Source organism: Rhodococcus jostii NBRC 16295, assembly GCF_001894825.1.
Lineage (GTDB): Bacteria > Actinomycetota > Actinomycetes > Mycobacteriales > Mycobacteriaceae > Rhodococcus_F > Rhodococcus_F jostii.
In genome coordinates this window covers 53,921-70,011 of sequence record NZ_BCWY01000011.1, presented here as the reverse complement: position 1 = coordinate 70,011, position 16,091 = coordinate 53,921, and the positions used below count along the sequence as shown (strand labels likewise).

General features: G+C 67.2%; 14 protein-coding genes. 2 read left to right on the top strand and 12 right to left on the bottom strand.

The features are described 5' to 3' along the window. Positions 1 to 3: 3 nt before the first annotated feature. From RJ1_RS10000 to RJ1_RS09955, 10 genes are all read right to left on the bottom strand, one after another. Positions 4 to 1,191 carry an MlaD family protein gene (locus RJ1_RS10000; protein WP_073359801.1) on the bottom strand — a complete coding sequence of 396 codons (1,188 nt, stop codon included), beginning with the start codon at positions 1,189 to 1,191 and terminating at the stop codon, positions 4 to 6. Continuing rightward, positions 1,188 to 2,237, bottom strand: coding sequence for an MCE family protein (locus RJ1_RS09995; RefSeq protein ID WP_073359800.1), 1,050 nt, complete (start codon positions 2,235 to 2,237; stop codon positions 1,188 to 1,190). Before RJ1_RS09995 ends, RJ1_RS10000 begins: the two co-directional genes overlap by 4 nt. Continuing rightward, complete coding sequence (locus RJ1_RS09990; protein WP_240319967.1) at positions 2,234 to 3,325, bottom strand: MCE family protein; 1,092 nt, start codon at positions 3,323 to 3,325, stop codon at positions 2,234 to 2,236. Before RJ1_RS09990 ends, RJ1_RS09995 begins: the two co-directional genes overlap by 4 nt. Beyond that, positions 3,322 to 4,362: an MCE family protein gene (locus RJ1_RS09985; protein ID WP_073359798.1), complete on the bottom strand. Its 1,041-nt coding sequence runs from the start codon at positions 4,360 to 4,362 to the stop codon at positions 3,322 to 3,324. The genes RJ1_RS09990 and RJ1_RS09985 overlap by 4 nt, the downstream gene beginning before the upstream one ends. After that, positions 4,359 to 5,381, bottom strand: coding sequence for an MCE family protein (locus tag RJ1_RS09980; RefSeq protein WP_073359797.1), 1,023 nt, complete (start codon positions 5,379 to 5,381; stop codon positions 4,359 to 4,361). The genes RJ1_RS09985 and RJ1_RS09980 overlap by 4 nt, the downstream gene beginning before the upstream one ends. Continuing rightward, positions 5,378 to 6,430 (bottom strand): MCE family protein, encoded by a 1,053-nt coding sequence (locus RJ1_RS09975; protein ID WP_073359796.1) that lies wholly within the window; start codon positions 6,428 to 6,430, stop codon positions 5,378 to 5,380. The genes RJ1_RS09980 and RJ1_RS09975 overlap by 4 nt, the downstream gene beginning before the upstream one ends. Then, the gene (locus tag RJ1_RS09970) at positions 6,430 to 7,290 is read right to left on the bottom strand and encodes an MlaE family ABC transporter permease (protein ID WP_073359795.1); all 861 of its coding nucleotides are present in this window, start codon (positions 7,288 to 7,290) and stop codon (positions 6,430 to 6,432) included. The genes RJ1_RS09975 and RJ1_RS09970 overlap by 1 nt, the downstream gene beginning before the upstream one ends. Next, on the bottom strand, positions 7,290 to 8,099 hold the full coding sequence (locus tag RJ1_RS09965; protein WP_073359794.1) for an MlaE family ABC transporter permease: 810 nt from the start codon (positions 8,097 to 8,099) through the stop codon (positions 7,290 to 7,292). The genes RJ1_RS09970 and RJ1_RS09965 overlap by 1 nt, the downstream gene beginning before the upstream one ends. 65 nt (positions 8,100 to 8,164) lie before the next feature. Then, positions 8,165 to 9,757, bottom strand: a complete 1,593-nt coding sequence (gene fadD5, locus RJ1_RS09960; RefSeq protein WP_073359793.1) for a fatty-acid--CoA ligase FadD5 — start codon at positions 9,755 to 9,757, stop codon at positions 8,165 to 8,167. A 143-nt stretch (positions 9,758 to 9,900) separates the two neighbouring features. Continuing rightward, positions 9,901 to 10,719, bottom strand: a complete 819-nt coding sequence (locus tag RJ1_RS09955) for an enoyl-CoA hydratase (RefSeq protein WP_073359792.1) — start codon at positions 10,717 to 10,719, stop codon at positions 9,901 to 9,903. 241 nt (positions 10,720 to 10,960) lie between these two features. Between RJ1_RS09955 and RJ1_RS09950 the strand changes: the two genes are divergently transcribed. Then, positions 10,961 to 12,229: a TetR/AcrR family transcriptional regulator gene (locus RJ1_RS09950; protein WP_073359791.1), complete on the top strand. Its 1,269-nt coding sequence runs from the start codon at positions 10,961 to 10,963 to the stop codon at positions 12,227 to 12,229. 41 nt (positions 12,230 to 12,270) lie between these two features. On the opposite strand, the gene RJ1_RS09945 is transcribed toward RJ1_RS09950, so the two are convergent. Both RJ1_RS09945 and RJ1_RS09940 read right to left on the bottom strand, forming a co-directional pair. Further along, positions 12,271 to 13,203 carry an oxygenase MpaB family protein gene (locus RJ1_RS09945; RefSeq protein WP_073359790.1) on the bottom strand — a complete coding sequence of 311 codons (933 nt, stop codon included), beginning with the start codon at positions 13,201 to 13,203 and terminating at the stop codon, positions 12,271 to 12,273. 23 nt (positions 13,204 to 13,226) lie between these two features. Next, positions 13,227 to 14,759: an aldehyde dehydrogenase family protein gene (locus tag RJ1_RS09940; RefSeq protein ID WP_073359789.1), complete on the bottom strand. Its 1,533-nt coding sequence runs from the start codon at positions 14,757 to 14,759 to the stop codon at positions 13,227 to 13,229. Positions 14,760 to 14,917: 158 nt separating this feature from the next. On the opposite strand from RJ1_RS09940, the gene RJ1_RS09935 reads away from it, so the two are divergent. Then, positions 14,918 to 16,060, top strand: coding sequence for an acyl-CoA dehydrogenase family protein (locus RJ1_RS09935; protein ID WP_073359788.1), 1,143 nt, complete (start codon positions 14,918 to 14,920; stop codon positions 16,058 to 16,060). The last annotated feature ends 31 nt before the right edge of the window (positions 16,061 to 16,091 follow it).

Here is a 16,091-nt window from a genome sequence, read left to right as displayed (position 1 = left end):
CACCTAGCGCGGGGTGTGCCCCGTGAGTGGTGGCTCGATCACCAGCGGATCGTCTGCAGCCGGTGGTCCGTAGACACCGCCGTTCCTCGTCGCGTTCTCCTGACCCAGGTCGTCGGGTCGTGGAACATTCACGGCACCCCGCTGCTCCAGGTACTGCTCCGACTGGCACGTCCAATCCAGGGCGGGCTGACTCGGTTCCGCGTCGGTCACCAGACGGCGAGGGGCGTCGTACACGCACATCGGCCCCTGCGTTCCGACCAGGAGTAGGTCCGCGAGGCCGCCCTTCTCGATCGATGCGATCTTCGGCAGTGCGCCGGGCATGATCGTCAGGCCGTAGTCGAGGGACGGTGTGCGGTCACCGACTATCCGGGTGGGGAGAACCAGATTCGCCATCAGTGCGCCCAGTGAGTCCCGATTTCCCGACAGCAACGCGTCCAGGCTCGCCATCGTCTGCGGCGAGCGTGCGAGCAGGTCGACGAGGGCGGAGTCATGGGCCCGCAATTGCTCGAGGACGTTCCGCGCGGTGCTCGCCGATTCCGGCAGAGCGGCGGTGAGGCCGTCCGCCGTGTCCAGGAGCGGCATGCCCTTGTTCACGATGGTCGACAGTGCGTCGGTGCGGGTTTCGAGTGTCCGGGCGATCTCGGCGGAACCGTCGAGCAGGTTCTGCAGGTCGGGTCCCGTGCCCCCGAAGGCCGTGCCGAACGTGTCGGCCAGCGAAGACAGAGCGGTGACGTCCATCGAGTTCACGAGGTCCGTCGTCTCGACGAGGGTCGCGTCGAGCGAGCGCGGGATTCCCTCCTCCGGAACCTCGACGACGTCTCCGTCCGCGAGGTACGGCGGGTCCGCGCCGTCGGGCATCATGTCGAGCGCCTGGATGCCGATCGCGTTCTCGGTGGTGATCTTCGCGGTCGAACCGGCAGGCACCTGCGTACCGGGATGCAGTTCGATGCCGAGGACGACGCCCGTCCCTTCGGGGTTCACGTCGACGGAGCTGATCGTGCCCACTCCGACGCCGCGATAATTGACGGACGCTCCCTGGGCGAGTCCGGCGGCGTGGTCGAGCCGGGCGCTCAGGTGAATGGGACTTCCGAACGTGTCCGGACCGGTGACGTACCGCAACCCGAACAGCATCGCGGCGATCGAGATCACGAGGAACAGGACGAGTTGCGCCACCACGTGACGTGTCATCATCGGACGCCTCCGCGGAGTACCTCGGGCAACGTGCGGGCTTCCGGCACCTCGAGCGGCGCCGATCCGGTGAGCAGCTTGGCGATGACGGCGGTGACGTCGAACGTGCCGTCGAACGTCGTGTAGTCGCCGGGTGTGGCCGCGGCGAACCCACCGAGGAACGTCGCCACCGAATTCAATGTCGGCGCGAGTTGCGACTCGAACCCGTCGAGTGCCGCGACCACGGCCCCCGCGTCGCTGATCTCGGCCGACAATTCGGAGCCCGCGCTGCCGAGGACGTGTTGCGCCTCGCGGCTGAGACGGGACGCCTCCCCCATCAGTGCGACGATCTGGTCTCGTTGCGACACCAGGAGATCCACCGCCGGCGCCAGGCCGGTCATCGCGCGGTCGAGGGTCGGTTGCCCGGCAGCGAGTTCCGCCGCGAAGTCGTTGGACGCCACCATCGCCCGGTCGAGTTCGTCCCGGTGGTCGTCGACTACCCCCAGCGTGTCGTTCAGCATGTCCACCAGTTCCCGGACCTTGTCCGAGCGGCCCGTGAAGGCGACGGTCAATTCGTTCATGATGGCGTGCATCTGGTCGATGCCGCTGCCGTTCAGCACGGTGGCCAGCGCGGCCAGGCCGCTCTCGATGTCGGGACCACGTGACGTCCGGTCCAGCGGGATGGTGTCGCCCTCGCTCATCGGCGCGCCGGCCGCGTCCCCGATGTCGAGTCGGACGAAGGGATTGCCGAGGGCCGTGGGCAATTCGATGCGGGCCGTCGCATCCCGCGGTATCGGGACGTCGTCGCGGATCCGCATCTCGATCTGCGCGGTGAAGTCCCGGGTCGACACGTCCGAGACGCGACCCACGACCTCCTGACCCACCCGGACCTCGGCTCCGGGGACGACGCGATCGACTCCGTCGAACTGCGCGGAAATCCGATACGACGAACCGTCCGGCGAACGGCCCACCGACAGTTCCTGCAGGCTCAGCGAACACCCTGCGGCGGGCAGCGTCACACCGACGATCAGCGCCGACGTCAGCAACTTCGTTCTCGTCCGGATCGTCATCGTCCTCCGACCATGAGTTCGCGCAGCCCGAACGGGTCGGACATGCTGGGCGGAAACTGAATCGGGTTGGTGATTCCCGCTCCGCGGCAGAGGACCGGATCGACTACCGCGCAGAGCGGGGACGTCGGCTCGGCCTGCGCCAGGTTCGTGGAGATGTTCAGTCGGATACGGGCACGCTGGTCCGGAGTGACCGCACGTTGGATGTTGTCGATCAGCAAGGGCACCAGGTCCATGATCTCGGCGAGGTCGGTGTCGTGCCTCTGCAGCACTTCACTCACTCCGGCGAGGTTGTCGATGCCGGCGGCGACGTCGCCGCCCCTGGCGGACACGAGTTGGTCGATCTGGTTCAGGAGCGCGGACAACTGGTTCACCGTGTCGCCGATCGCGAACTGCTGGCCGGCGAACTCGTCGCCGATCGCGGTGAGCGAACCGGCGAGTGAATCGACCTGCGCCTGACGCGACGAGATCGTGTTCACGAGTACCTCGAGGTTGTCGACGAGCGCGCCGACGTCCGCGCTGTTGCCTGCGATCACCGAACTCGCCTGCGACAGTGTGCGGATGGCGTCGTTCATCGCGGGACCGAGGCCATCCGTGGACGCGGCGGCAGCGGAGATCGCGGCGCCGGCGTCGCCTCCGTCCGGGCCGAGCGCCGTGACGACGGTGTCTACGCTGTCCATCAGCTGGTCCCAGGTGATGGGCGAATGACTGCGTTCAGGTGGAATGGTCTGCCCACTCTCGAACACCGGGCCGCCGGTGTATGCGGGTCCGAGTTCGACGAAGCGTTCACCGATCGCGGACGTCACCAGCACGTACGCGTTTGCGTCCGCGGGCAGCACGACGTCCGACGCTACGGACATCGTGACCATCACCGTCGCGCCTCTCGGCTCGACCGCCTCGACGGTGCCCACCGGAACCCCGAGCACCGAGACCTTGGTGCCGGGGAACACGCCGTTGACGTAGGCGAATTCGGAATGCACGACGATGGACGACGTGCGGAAGATCAACAGCCAGCCGGCCACGACGATCGCCACCACGAGGGCGAGCACGCCGCCGATCCCGGCGGCCCTGCGCGCGATGCCCGCGTTCACGAGCACCCCGTGATCAGCCCGACGACGCAGAGCAGGTTGTCGGCGATCACGGCCGACGGCGCCGAGACGTCGGCCCAGTCGCCGGTCCCGGTCGCGTTCACGAGTGCCCTCGCAGCCGGTGCACCCGTGGTCAGCAGCGCGTCCAGGTTCGCGAGGTTCGCCTGCAGCCGGTCCGTCACCTGTCTCGCGTTCGCGAGCAGTGAATCCAGCTCGGCGGTGTTCTCGCCCAGGAACTGGGATGCCTGCGCGACGAGCGCCTGGAGATCGTCGACCATCTGGCGGATGGCCGCACGCCGGGTGGCGAGTGTGTTCATCACGACGTCCGCGTTACCGAGCAGGGTGGTGAGCTGATCCTGCTGACCGACCAGCACGTCCGTGAGGGTCCGCGAGCTGTCGAGCAGTTGCGTGACCTGATCGGCGTTCTTCGCCAGGATCGCGGACGCCGCACTCACACCCGCCAGCGCCTCCCGGTTGAGATTCGCGTCCTGCGGCACCGTGTCCGTCACGACAGCGAGCATCTTCTGCAGCCCCCCGAGGTCGAGTTCGTCCGCCGTCTCGATCGCGGACGACCCGATGTCGTCGAGCGAGTACGGAACGCTGGTGCGGCGGAGTGGAATCACCCCGTCGTCCCCCAGATCTCCCGGCCCCGACGGCGCCACGTCCAGATACCGCTTGCCGAGGATGGTCGACAGCTTCACCCCAGCGGACGTCGTCGATCCGAGGTGACGTTCACCGTCGAGCCGGAAGTGCACGACCACGTGATCGCCCGCCAGGTCCACTGCCGTCACCCGGCCGGCGGGGACACCCGCCACGTACACGTAGTCCGAATCGGTCAGGCCCGCGGCGTTCGCGAGTTCGGCCGTGTAGCCGTCGGTCCGCACGGCGAAGCTCACCCGCGGAATCACCAGAACAAGCGCCAGCGCCAGCGTCGCCGCGAGAATTCCTGCGATTCCGACGATCAGCGGGTTGACCGGCCGCACCCGCTGATTTCCGGCCAGCGAGTCCCAGACGTCGCGCACCTTCGCGGTGACACTCATTGGCAGTACCTCGAATGCAGGTCGGGACCGAGGGCGCCTTCGCGACCGTCGACGTTGACGATGAAGGTGCACAGGTAGATGTTGAGCCACGAGCCGTACGAGCCCGAACGGTCGACGGACGAGAAGAATTCCGGCATGGCCACCATCAGGTGATCGAATTCCGGATTGGCGCCCAACATCGACCCCGTCAGCGAATCGAGCTGTTTCACGGTGCGGCTGAGCTCCGGAACGCGGCCGTCCACGATCTGCAGCGCCGAGCGGCTCACCGCCGCACTCTGATCGAGGGTGTCCATGAGAACCTCGTTGTTCTCGGCGAGCATTCCGGTGAACTGGGTAAGGCTGTCGACGAGGTGGGACAGCTCGGGGCCCCGCGCCGCGGCCGTTCCCACCACCACCTCGAGGTTTCGGATGAGATCACCGATCAGCTGATCATGATTCGCCAGGTTGCCGGTGACGTCCGCCACCCTGCGCAGCAGAGTTTCCATGCTCGTCTTCCTGCCGTCGAACACGGCGACGACTTCGGTGGCGAGTGCGTTGACCTGTTTCGGGTCGATGGCGTCGAACAGTGGCTTGAATCCGTTGAACAGACTGGTGAGATCGAGTGCGGGCGACGTTCGGTCGAGCGGGATCGTGTCGCCCTCCTCGAGCGTGCCCTCGCCCGACGGCCCGGCGGCGAGATCGAGATACCGGACCCCCAGCAGGTCGCCGTATCGGATGGCGACAGTGGTGTCGGCGGGAAGTTCCTGATCGCGCTGCACCTCGAAGTCCACCAGGGCGGTGGCACTTCCGGCGTCGCCGTCGCCGTCGACGATGTCGATCGAATCGACACGTCCCACCCGCACACCGGCGATGGTGACGTCGCTGCCGGGAGTGACACCCTGGGCGTCGGTGAACAACGCCTTGTACGTGAGGGTCTGTCCCTCGACCGGCACTCGCAGAGTGTTCACCACGAGCACTGCCGAGAGGATGCCGAAGACGGCGAAGACCGCCAGTTTGATTGCCGAGTTCCGGACGCTCATCCTCCGCCACCTCCCCCGCAGTTCGGTCCGTCCACGCCGGGATACTGCGGGCAGTCGGCCGAGGTGTAGGGCCGCGGGTTGGACAGGTCCGCGGCAACGCGGACCGCGAACTTGCCGGTGGAGAAGACGGCGGCGCCGGCCTCGCCGAACGGGCCTGCCTCGTCGAGGGTGGCCCGCAGCAGATCGGACTTGCTCGCCATGGTGCCCAGGGTCGGCGAGACGTTCAGTGCCACCGCGATCATGTTGTCCGCGTTCTGTTCCAGGACCTCGCCGGAGTTCCTCGACACGACGAGCGAGGCGGCGAGGAAACCGGTGAAGCTGTCGGTGTTCTCGACGAGAGTGTTCGAGAGAGACACCGCGGCGTCCATGGTGGCGAGGACGTCCGGTGCGGCCGCCGCCAGCTGCTCACTGATCCGGGCGATCTGCGGCGCCCGCTCCGCGACCGAATCGGCGAGAGGCGCGGTCGACGTCGCCACCGTGTGGAGGCTGTCGATGGTGCGCCCCAGTTGCTCACCGCGGCCGCGCAACGCGTCGGCGACGGCGCTGAGCGCGGCCTGCATCTGCTCGGGCTTCACCCGCGACAGCATGTCGTAGACCTTCGAGTACAGGTCGTACATCTGGACGGTCTCGGCCGAGGTGTCGGGTTGCAGCCGCGCGCCGGCCTCGAGTCGGGCGCCGCCGGTTCCGGCGGTCGACACCAGCTCGACGGTCTGGTCGCCGAACAGAGTGCGGGGCACGACCCGCACCTGGACGGATGCAGGGATGTGACGCATCTGTTCCGGGCGGAGGCTGATGTCCATGCCCGTCTCGCTCATTCCGGCGTCGACACTCGACACGGTTCCGACGGTCGCCCCCTTGTAGGACACCGTGGTGTGCGACTTCACGGCACCGGCGTCGGCCGGAAGCGTCGCTGTCACCACGGGATCGGTGACGATCGCACCGGTACCGACACCGACCAGCAATGCCGATCCCACGATCAGGACGCCCACTCCGATCACCCCCCGCACGGCGAGTGCGCCGGTGCCCGGTCCCCCCGGGCGCCCGCGCATCACGGCAACCCCAGTGCGGGGGCGGACGGGACGAGGCCCCACAGCGAGAGCGTCAGCAGCAGGTCGACGATGCCGATGGCGAGGATGCTGGTACGCAAGGCGCGTCCGGCCGCACGGCCGACCCCCTCGGGGCCGCCGTACGCGTGATACCCGTACGAGCAATGGACGAGCGCGATGATCGTCGCGAACACGACGGCCTTGACGAACGAGTACACGACGTCGGTGGGGGTGAGCATGAGGTGGAAGTAGTAGTCGTAGGTTCCGGCCGACTGCCCGCTGAACGTGACGATCACCAGCCGTGAAGCCAGGTAGGACGACAGCAGCCCGACGACGTACAGCGGCACCACACAGATCAGGCACGAGACGAGTCGTGTGCTGGCGAGGAACGGCAGCGACCGGATCGCCATGGCGTCGAGCGCACTGATCTCCTCCGAGATGCGCATGGCGCCGAGCTGTGCCGTGAACCCGGTCCCGACCTTCGCCGCCAGCGCGATGCTGGCGATCACGGGCGCGAGTTCACGGGTGTTGAGGATCGCCGACAGCAGCCCGGACAGGGACCCCATGCCGAGCAGGTCCAGCCCCCGCAGTCCCTCGATGCCCACCTGCGTCGCGGCGACGGCGGACATCGCGAAGACGACACCGATCGCGCCGCCGCCGGCGAGCAGCGTGGCACCGCCGAAACTGATGTCGCCGATCTGACGCATGATGTGCCGCCAGTACTTCACGACCGCGAGGGGAACTCCGGCGATCACACTGCCGTAGAACGTGAATTCCCGGCCCAGCCCCGTCATCAGGTCGAGGGGCTGGCGGGCCCGGGCCCTCACCCAGTGCGCGGCAGGCCATCGGGTGCTCACGACCATCAGTAACCACCTACCGGGACGACGAGAACGGAATAGAGCTGACTGAGCACGGTGTTGACGATGAAGACGAGGATGAACGCGAGCACCACGGCCTCGTTGACGGCGTCGGCGACACCCCTGGGCCCGCCCTTGGCGTGCAGCCCCTTGAAACTGGCGACGAGCGCCGACGTCACCGCGAACGCCATCGATTTGACGAGGGCGACCACGAAGTCCGACAACCGCGTGTACTGGGACAGCGCGGTGAGAAAGCTTCCCGCCGAACTGTTCTGGACGACCACCTGGAAGAGGAAGCAGGCCGACACTCCGACGGCGGTGACCATCGCGCACAGTGCGACGCCGACGATTACTGCCGCGAGCACTCGCGGGACCACGAGCCGCTCGATCACGTTGAGCCCGAGGACCTCCATGGCCTCGACCTCTTCGCGGATCGTGCGCGAGCCGAGGTCGGCACAGATCGCGGACCCTCCGACCCCGGCCAGCATCAGCGCGCACACCAGGGCGGAGGCCTGCCCGACGATCACGAACCCGACCACCGCCCCGGTGTACCCCTCGGCGCCGAGCTGCCCGGCGAGGCTGCCGATCGTGACGGCGATGAGTACTCCGATGGGGATCATCAGCAGCAGGGCGGGCGCCGACGTGACCGACGCGATCCGCCAGGCCTGGTCCAGCAGTTCCCGCCAGGCCAGCTTGCGCCGCATCAGAACTCGCACCGCGGCCACCGTGGTCGCGATCGAAAATCCGATGAGTGCGCCGACTTCGTTGGCGAAATGACTCACAGGCCCTTTGGCGGGTGGCAACTCGAATGTCACGCGGTCCTCCCCCGGTGCCGGTCACCACGATCGGTGACCGGCGTCCGAGAATGTGGGAATCGGGGTCAGACGACCGCGACGTCGTTCGCGCCGTGGGCTTTTCGGAGATCACCCTTGACGACCTTGCCGCTGGCATTGCGCGGGAGGGCGTCGACGACGACGACGTCTTTCGGATGCTTGTACCGGGCCAGCTTGTCTTCGAGCCACGCAGCGAGTTCGTCGACCGTGAGGTCGTCGCCGTCGTCGTCGAGTGCCACGATCGCGACGGGCACCTCGGTCCACTTGGGGTGCGGCCGGCCGACGACCGCGGCCTCCCGGATCCGCGGGTGCGAGAACAGGACGTTCTCCACCTCGGCGCAGTAGATGTTCTCGCCGCCGGAGATGATCATGTCCTTCTTGCGATCCACGACGTAGACGAAGCCTTCCTCGTCCTGCCGCACGAGGTCGCCGGAGTGGAACCATCCACCGGCGAACGCGTCCGCGGTGCCGGCCGGGTTCTGCCAGTAGCCCTGCATCATCGTCGGGCCGCGGTACACGATCTCGCCGACGGTGCCGGGTGCGACGTCGTTCATCTCGTCGTCGACGATCCGCGTCTGGATGGTCGGAACGGGTCTGCCCACCGAACCCAGTTTGCGGATCGCGTCGTCGCCGTCGAGCACACAGGTGATCGGTGACATCTCGGTCTGCCCGAACACCGCCACGACGAGCGCGCGCGGGAATGTCTCCGCCATGGCGCGCAGCACCGTGTCCGACGCGGGTGCCGCGCCCCAGCTGATGACGCGGAGCGCGAGGTCGCGGCCCGCCACGGTGGGGTCTGCGCAGACGGCCTGCCACTGCACCGGCACGAGGAACACCGTCGTGATCCGCTCCCGCTCCCACACGTCGAGCATCTCGGTGGGATCGAACGCCTTGAGGGGGTGGATCACGGTCGTGCCGCCCAGCATGAGCATCGGCGCCACGGACCCGAGCGCGGCGACGTGGAACACCGGGGACGCGAGGAAGCCGATGTCGTCGCCCCGGTCGTAGCGCATCGCCCGGATGCAGGTGATGGACTGGCCGACCATGTTCGAGTGCGACAGCACCGCACCCTTGGGAGTGCCGGTGGTGCCGGATGTGTAGAGGATGAGCGACGGCGTGTCTTCCGGGAGGTCGACGGGAGCGAACGCGGGGCCCTCCTCCGCCACGAGTTCCTCGTATCCGAGAACGTCGCCTTCGGTCTCGGCGCCCATCACGACCGTGAGATTCAGGTCGGGGACATCCTGTCGCACAGCGGAAACGAGGGGAGCGAGTGCCGGTTCGGTGAAGACGGCCCGCGCGCCGGAGTCCCGCGCGATGTAGGCGACCTCGGGCGGCGTGAGCCGGAAGTTGACCGGCACCGCGATCGCCCCGAGCGCGTTGATCGCGAGAACCGCTTCGAAGAATTCGGTGCGATTGAGCGTGAGCAGCAGGACGCGGTCGCCGAAGTTCACGCCGCGACGGGACAACGCGCCCGCGAGTGCCTGCGAGCGCTCGTGCAGTGCACGCCAGGACGTGCTCTGGCCGAGGAAGCGGAACGCCGGGTGGTCGGGCTTCGTCTCCGCATGGGTGGCAACCCAGTTGTTCCAGTGGTTGCGGCGGGATTGCAGTGGCTGCGTGAGCAGCTCGCTACGTGATGGCATGAGGTGGTGGTCCCTTCGCTGTACTCGAGTTCGCCCCTCGGACGTCTCGCCCGGGCTCCGCACGGAGGCTGTGACGAGTATTACAGATCTCGACGTCTATCGGAACAGTCTTGTTAACGGCAATTCGCATCAGGTGCGGGCTGTCAGGCCCCGAAGTTCGGTGGGCGTTTGGTCAGCATCGCCGTGACGCCTTCGAGGAAGTCCGGAGAGTGGAGCAACTCCGACTGGCCGGTCTTCTCTCGGTCCAGCGCCCCGTCCAGCGCAGTCAGCGTGGATTGCGTGAGCGCCCTCTTGGTCAGCTCGATGGCCCGGCGCGGACCGCGCGCAAGCCTGACCGCGACGGCGTCGACGTGAGCTGCGAGTCCCTCGGCCGGCAGCACACCGGCGATCAGGCCCTCGCTCGCCGCCTGCAGTGCGGGCAGCCGTTCACCGAGCAGCGCCATCCGGGTAGCCCGCGCCCTGCCGATCGATGCGGCGATCAACGCGCTGGAACCACCGTCCGGCATGAGCCCGATGTTGACGAACGCGAGGAGGAGATACGCGTCCTCGGAGGCGTAGGTCAGGTCTGCCGTCAGCGCGATGGAGGCGCCGACACCGACGGCGGCGCCGCCCACCTGCGCGATGACCGGAACCGGCAGATCCACGACGGCACGGATCACGCGGGCGGCCGAGTCCATCACCACCTCCGGTGCAGCCTCCCGACCTCCTGCGGCGGCGGCAGCCGCGAGATCCGCCCCCGTGCAGAATGCCCTGCCTGCACCCGAGATGACGATGACGCGGACGGAGGGATCCGTCGCGGTGTCGGTGAGAACGTCACCCAGCGCCGTCATGTGTGCCAGATCGAGCGCATTCATCCGGTCCTGCCGGTCGATCGTGACCCGGCGGATTCCGTCTTCGGTGACCACCCGGAGACCGCCGGATGCGATGGCGGGAATGGTCGACAGTTGCCGTCGTGCGCTCATGAACCAGCTACCTCCGAGGGAGTCGACCTGAGGCGGTCACGGGAACGCGGTCGCGAAAAAACGACGACACACGCGAATTTCTGTTAACTTATTGCCACCGGTCAGCGTGTGTCAATACCTGGCGTAACACATTTCGAGCGGTCATACTGGTGATTCACCCGCAGCCCGCGCGGAGACTCCCACACGACCGGACCCGCCCGGGATCCGGCGATACGGAAGTCTCGGTTAAGATGAGCGACAGATGAACTGGCAGTCGACTGCCGAATTGGAGGTGACCGTGGCCCGGACCAGCACGGCGGCCGGTGCCGCCACCGAGCGGCCGATCCGCCGTCGCCCGAAGAATCGCAAGGCCCAGATCGCGAACGTGGCGGCCGAAGCCTTCAGCGAGCGCGGCTACCATGCGGTCGGCGTCGACGAGATCGCGGCCACCATCGGCATTTCCGGCCCCGCCCTCTACCGGCACTACCCCAACAAGTACGCCCTGCTCGTGCACGCGGCCACCACGACTGCCGACGCCCTACAGGCCGCGGCCGACGGCGCGCTCGACAGCGTGGCCGATCTCGAACCCGCGGCGAGGCTCGACCATCTGATCTCCGCGCTCGTCGCCAACAGCATCGAGCACCGCAAAGTCGCCGGACTCTACCGCTGGGAGGGCCGGTATCTCGAGGCCGACGACCGCACCCGGATCCGCGCCGTCTTCGTCCACGTCACCCAGTGCGTGGCGGCGCCTCTACGGGAGATCCGCCCCGAACTCACAGCGGTCGACGCGACGACGCTGGGCGCAGCGACTCTGAGTGTCATGGGGAGCATCAGCGCACATCGAACCACTCTGGCGACACGCCGGCTCGGCGCGCTCCTGAAGTCGGCGTGCGAATCGGTTCTGAACGCGTCCCTCCCGCCCGCCGTCCCGAGCGACAGCGAGGACTCGAGGACGGGTAGCGTCCGGGGTCTCGCGGTGACGTCCAAACGCGAGTTGCTGATCATCGAGGCCGTGAAGATCTTCGACCGGCACGGTTACCATGACTCGAGCATCGAGGAGATCGGCGCCGCCGCCGGTATCAACGCGTCGAGCGTGTACCGCCACTTCCCCAGCAAGGCCGACCTTCTCGCAGCGGTGTTCTACCGCGCGTCCGACCGCCTGGCCGTCGCCACCTCGGCAGCACTGTCCGCAGCCACCGACCCCGAGGACGCGCTCCGCAAACTCGCCGAGTCCTACCTGGAACTCTCGTTCCGGAACCCGGAAGTGCTCTCGGTGTACTTCGCGGAGATCGGGAACCTCCCCAAGGCCGAGCGGACCAATCTCCGTAACGTGCAGCGCCTGCACGTCGAGGAATGGGTCCATCTGGTGACCGCTGTGCGGACCGAACTCTCGGCGCCGGAGGCGCGGTTCCTGGTACACGCGGCGCTGGGGCTGGTCCTCGACATCGGCCGACTGGTTCACTTCGACACCCGCGAGGAGTCGCGGGCACGGCTCCACACCCTGATGACGGCCGTACTGCTGGGCCACTGACGGTCCGTGTCCCCGGGTCGTTCGCCCGGGGACACGGACCGTCAGGCTGCGCGGGGACGATCCTTGCGGTGATTGTCGTTGTCCGCTCCCAGGTCTCGTGGTCGGTAGCCCACCGGGTATCCGGGGTAACTCCGGTTGTGACGATCCCGCGCAGCCTTGGACCTCCGGCGAGGCGGCAGGAAGCTCACGAACCTCGCCCGGATCCGTAGCGCGCGGCGGGACAGTTTCTGCAGCCGGAGCGGGGCGGCGGGGAACCCGAAGGCCGCCAGCATCATCGGGTCGAGCAGGGAGTACACCCCCTGCGCGACGACCGGCCGGAGCGGCGCCGGGAACCAGGAACAGAACAACCTCAGCGTGTAGGTACCGACCCGATGGTTGTCGTCGGTGTACCGGAAGTGTTTCTGCTCGTAGTCGGCCTTGAACCGGTAGAAGTCCGCGTAGCTCTCGGGAATGTTGGTGATTCCCATCCGAATTCCCACCTGACGGTAGAAGTGGAAGCTCGCGAGACGCTCGTTCGGCGTCAGTCGCCGCCATCCGAACCGGTCGATCCAGTCGATCGGCTCGTAGATGAAGGTGGTCAGCACGTACAGCATGTCGTCGTTGTCGATGTCGTACTTGCCGTGCATGCGGTTCACGATGCGCAACGACTCGATGCCGCGTTCGGAGTCGTAGCCGTGTTCGACGAGTTCGGCCATCAGCAGTGCTGTGTCGTCGTACCGCTTCTGCGGGCGCTTCTCGAACTCGCCCGTGCGTTGCAGCAGTTCCGAAATGGTGGGGACGCAGTACGTTCGGAACAGCGCGAACTCGAGGGACCGTTGGTAGTCCCACGGAAACTCGTAACCGGCCGTGATGCGGTGGATCTCCTGGTGATCCCGGACCGGGTCGAGTTCCTCGATCCGCCGCTGCCAGCCGTGCCTGCCCCACGGAACCCCGCCCGGCGCGCCGGGGTCGGTGCGCTTGGTCTTCGTCAGCATGTGGATACCTTCCTGCCGTGTGATCAGCGTCCGTGCCGGTTCTTCAGCATCCAGGCCGAGATCTTCATGTCCCGCGATTTGCGCTGCATGGTCAGCAGATTCAGTGGTGCGGCGAACTTCTGACGGGCGATGGACTTGACCCGGCTGAATTCACGCAGGCCGTCCGCGCCGTGGATGCGCCCGAAGCCCGAATCTCCGACACCACCGAACGGCAACGCCGCCACGCCGGCGAATCCGAGCACCGAACCGATCGTCACGACCCCGACCCGGAGCTTCTCGGCCACCTGCATCGCCTTGTTCGCGTCCTTGGTGAAGATCGACGCGCCGAGCCCGAACGTGGTGCCGTTGGCCTTCGCGACCGCTTCGTCGAGGCTGGCGACCTTGTTGACGACCACCGTCGGGCCGAACGTCTCCTCGCGGATCGCGGTGCTGTCCTCCGGAACGCCGGTCAGCACGATCGGCCCCACGTATCCGTCCTTGATGGAGTCCAGCCCGCCCACCACCGCTGATCCGCCCTTGTCGAGCGCGTCCTGGACGTGGCCGCGGACGACGTCGGACTGGCTGGTCATCGTCATCGGACCGTAGGCGGCGTCCCGGGGGCCGGGGCGCAGGACCTTCGACTTCTCGGCGACCAGCCGGACGAACTCGTCGTAGACCGAGTCGACGACGTAGATGCGTTCGACTCCCGCGCACGTCTGTCCGGCGTTGCCCATCGCCCCGAACACCGCGAATCCGGCGGCCTCGTCCAGGTTCGCGTCGGCGTCGACGAGCATGGCGTCCTTGCCGCCGGCCTCCACGACGAGGGGTGTCAGCGTCTCGGCGCACGCCGCCATGACGCGCTTGCCCGTGGCGGCGGACCCGGTGAAGGCGATCTTGTCGACGCCGGCCGCGACCAGGGCAGACCCGGTCGACCCGTCTCCGGTGACCACCTGCAGGACGGGTTGATTGGGGATGAGGGCCTTCCACTTGTCGGCCAGCCACACCGCGACACCGGGGGTGAGTTCGCTGGGCTTGAAGACGACGGTGTTGCCTGCTGCCAGCGCGTAGGAGATGGAGCCCATCGGCGTGTACACGGGGTAGTTCCACGGGCCGATGACGCCGACGACACCCATCGGCTCGTACCCGACACTACTGGCCTGGTTCGCGCTGACCAGGCCGGACGGCACCTTCCGACGCTTGAGGACCTTGCCCGCGTTCTTCGCGGCCCAATCGAGATGTTCGATGGCGAGCATGACCTCGAGGAGCGCGTCGTCGTACGGCTTGCCGGTTTCGGCGGCGACGAGTGCGGCAAGCTGCTCGCCGTCGCGCGCCATCGACTTCTTCCAGTCGAGGAGCCATTGCTTGCGGCCGTCGAACCCGAGCGCGTTCCACCATTTCGCGGCGGCTCGCGCTGCGTCGACCGCCGCGCGCACCTCCTGCTCGCCCTGGATCGGGTATTCGGCCAGAACGTCGCCGGTGCGCGGGTCCAGGGACGAGAACGTCGTCGGCGCCGACTCCGTCCGGGCCGTGGGCCGTTCGTCGGGCGTCGTGTCTGTCGTCTCCGCCTGTTGTGGCATGGTCGATGTCCTCCCTCGCGATCACATCAAATATATGTGATGTGATGTAATGTAGTGGACATCACAGTATGCGGCAGACCCCATCGCGGCAAGCCCCGTCCACACACCACCGGCCGACCGATTCGCCGGCCGAATCACCCCTGAGGAGTCCCCCGGACATGAGCGTCGAATTCACCAGTGAACAGAAGGACTTCGCTGCAGCGATCGCCGATTTCTGCAAGCGTGAGAGCGGCACCCGCGAGCAGCGCGACAGGCTGACGAATCACGGCGAGCACAACCACAACCAGGACCTCTACGAGAAGATGGCCAAGCTCGGGTGGCTGGGCATCACCATTCCCGAGGAGTACGACGGCTCGGCCGCAAGCCACGTCGACATGTGCATCCTGCTCGAGGAGGCCGCCAAGGGCATGGCGCCCATCGGCGGAATCGGCCCGACGCTGATCACGGGCGGCGCGTACGCGAAGTTCGGGACCGACGCGCAGAAGGACGTCGTGCTGCGCGGAATCGTCGCCGGCCGATCACAGTCCATCTCGATGTCCGAGCCGGAAGCCGGTTCCGACGTCGGCAATCTCAGCACCCGCGCGGAGAAGACCGCCGACGGCTGGGTGATCAACGGCCAGAAGACGTGGTGCTCCAACGCACACTTCGCCGACAACATCCTGCTCGTGGCTCGCACCGGGCGCGGCGACGGCAAGCACGAAGGCCTCACGATGTTCCACGTGCCCGCCGACACTGCCGGGCTGAAGATCAGTGGCATCGCGACGATGGGCGGCAAGGAGGTCAACGACCTCTACTTCACCGATTGCGTCCTGCCCGAAGATGCCGTGGTGGGCGACGTCGGCAACGGCTGGCGACAGCTGATGACGGGCCTGAACTTCGAACGCCTCATCCTCGCGGCCATGATGCTCGGCACCGCACAGCGCGCGTTCGCCGACACCCTCGACTTCGTCACCCAGCGCAAGCAGTTCGGGCGGCCCGTCGGATCGTTCCAGGCGCTGCGCCACCGGATCGCCGATCTCGCGACGGAAATCGAGTGCTGCAAACTCCTCGTCTACAGCGTCGCCAAGGACGTCGACGCGAACCCGGACAAGATGCTGGCCCGCGAGGCGTCGATGGCAAAACTGAAGGTGACCGAGACGGCGAAGAAGGTCGCGCTCGAGGGGATGCAGATGATGGGCGGGTACGGCTACGCCACCGAGTTCGACATGGAGAAGCACGTCCGCTCCACCATCGTGTCCAGCATCTACGGCGGCACCAACGAGATTCAGCGCGACATCATCGGCAAGACCTACGGCTTGTAAACACTCACGGCGGTTTATGCTGTTTGCCGCA

What these genes read in the sequence shown, in the direction of transcription:
- RJ1_RS10000 (WP_073359801.1), bottom strand. Translation starts at nt 1,191, where the DNA reads ATGATGACACGTCACGTGGTGGCGCAACTCGTCCTGTTCCTCGTGATC.
- RJ1_RS09995 (WP_073359800.1), bottom strand. Translation starts at nt 2,237, where the DNA reads ATGACGATCCGGACGAGAACGAAGTTGCTGACGTCGGCGCTGATCGTC.
- RJ1_RS09985 (WP_073359798.1), bottom strand. Translation starts at nt 4,362, where the DNA reads ATGAGTGTCACCGCGAAGGTGCGCGACGTCTGGGACTCGCTGGCCGGA.
- RJ1_RS09980 (WP_073359797.1), bottom strand. Translation starts at nt 5,381, where the DNA reads ATGAGCGTCCGGAACTCGGCAATCAAACTGGCGGTCTTCGCCGTCTTC.
- RJ1_RS09975 (WP_073359796.1), bottom strand. Translation starts at nt 6,430, where the DNA reads ATGCGCGGGCGCCCGGGGGGACCGGGCACCGGCGCACTCGCCGTGCGG.
- RJ1_RS09970 (WP_073359795.1), bottom strand. Translation starts at nt 7,290, where the DNA reads ATGGTCGTGAGCACCCGATGGCCTGCCGCGCACTGGGTGAGGGCCCGG.
- fadD5 (WP_073359793.1), bottom strand. Translation starts at nt 9,757, where the DNA reads ATGCCATCACGTAGCGAGCTGCTCACGCAGCCACTGCAATCCCGCCGC.
- RJ1_RS09955 (WP_073359792.1), bottom strand. Translation starts at nt 10,719, where the DNA reads ATGAGCGCACGACGGCAACTGTCGACCATTCCCGCCATCGCATCCGGC.
- RJ1_RS09950 (WP_073359791.1), top strand. Translation starts at nt 10,961, where the DNA reads ATGAACTGGCAGTCGACTGCCGAATTGGAGGTGACCGTGGCCCGGACC.
- RJ1_RS09945 (WP_073359790.1), bottom strand. Translation starts at nt 13,203, where the DNA reads ATGCTGACGAAGACCAAGCGCACCGACCCCGGCGCGCCGGGCGGGGTT.
- RJ1_RS09940 (WP_073359789.1), bottom strand. Translation starts at nt 14,759, where the DNA reads ATGCCACAACAGGCGGAGACGACAGACACGACGCCCGACGAACGGCCC.
- RJ1_RS09935 (WP_073359788.1), top strand. Translation starts at nt 14,918, where the DNA reads ATGAGCGTCGAATTCACCAGTGAACAGAAGGACTTCGCTGCAGCGATC.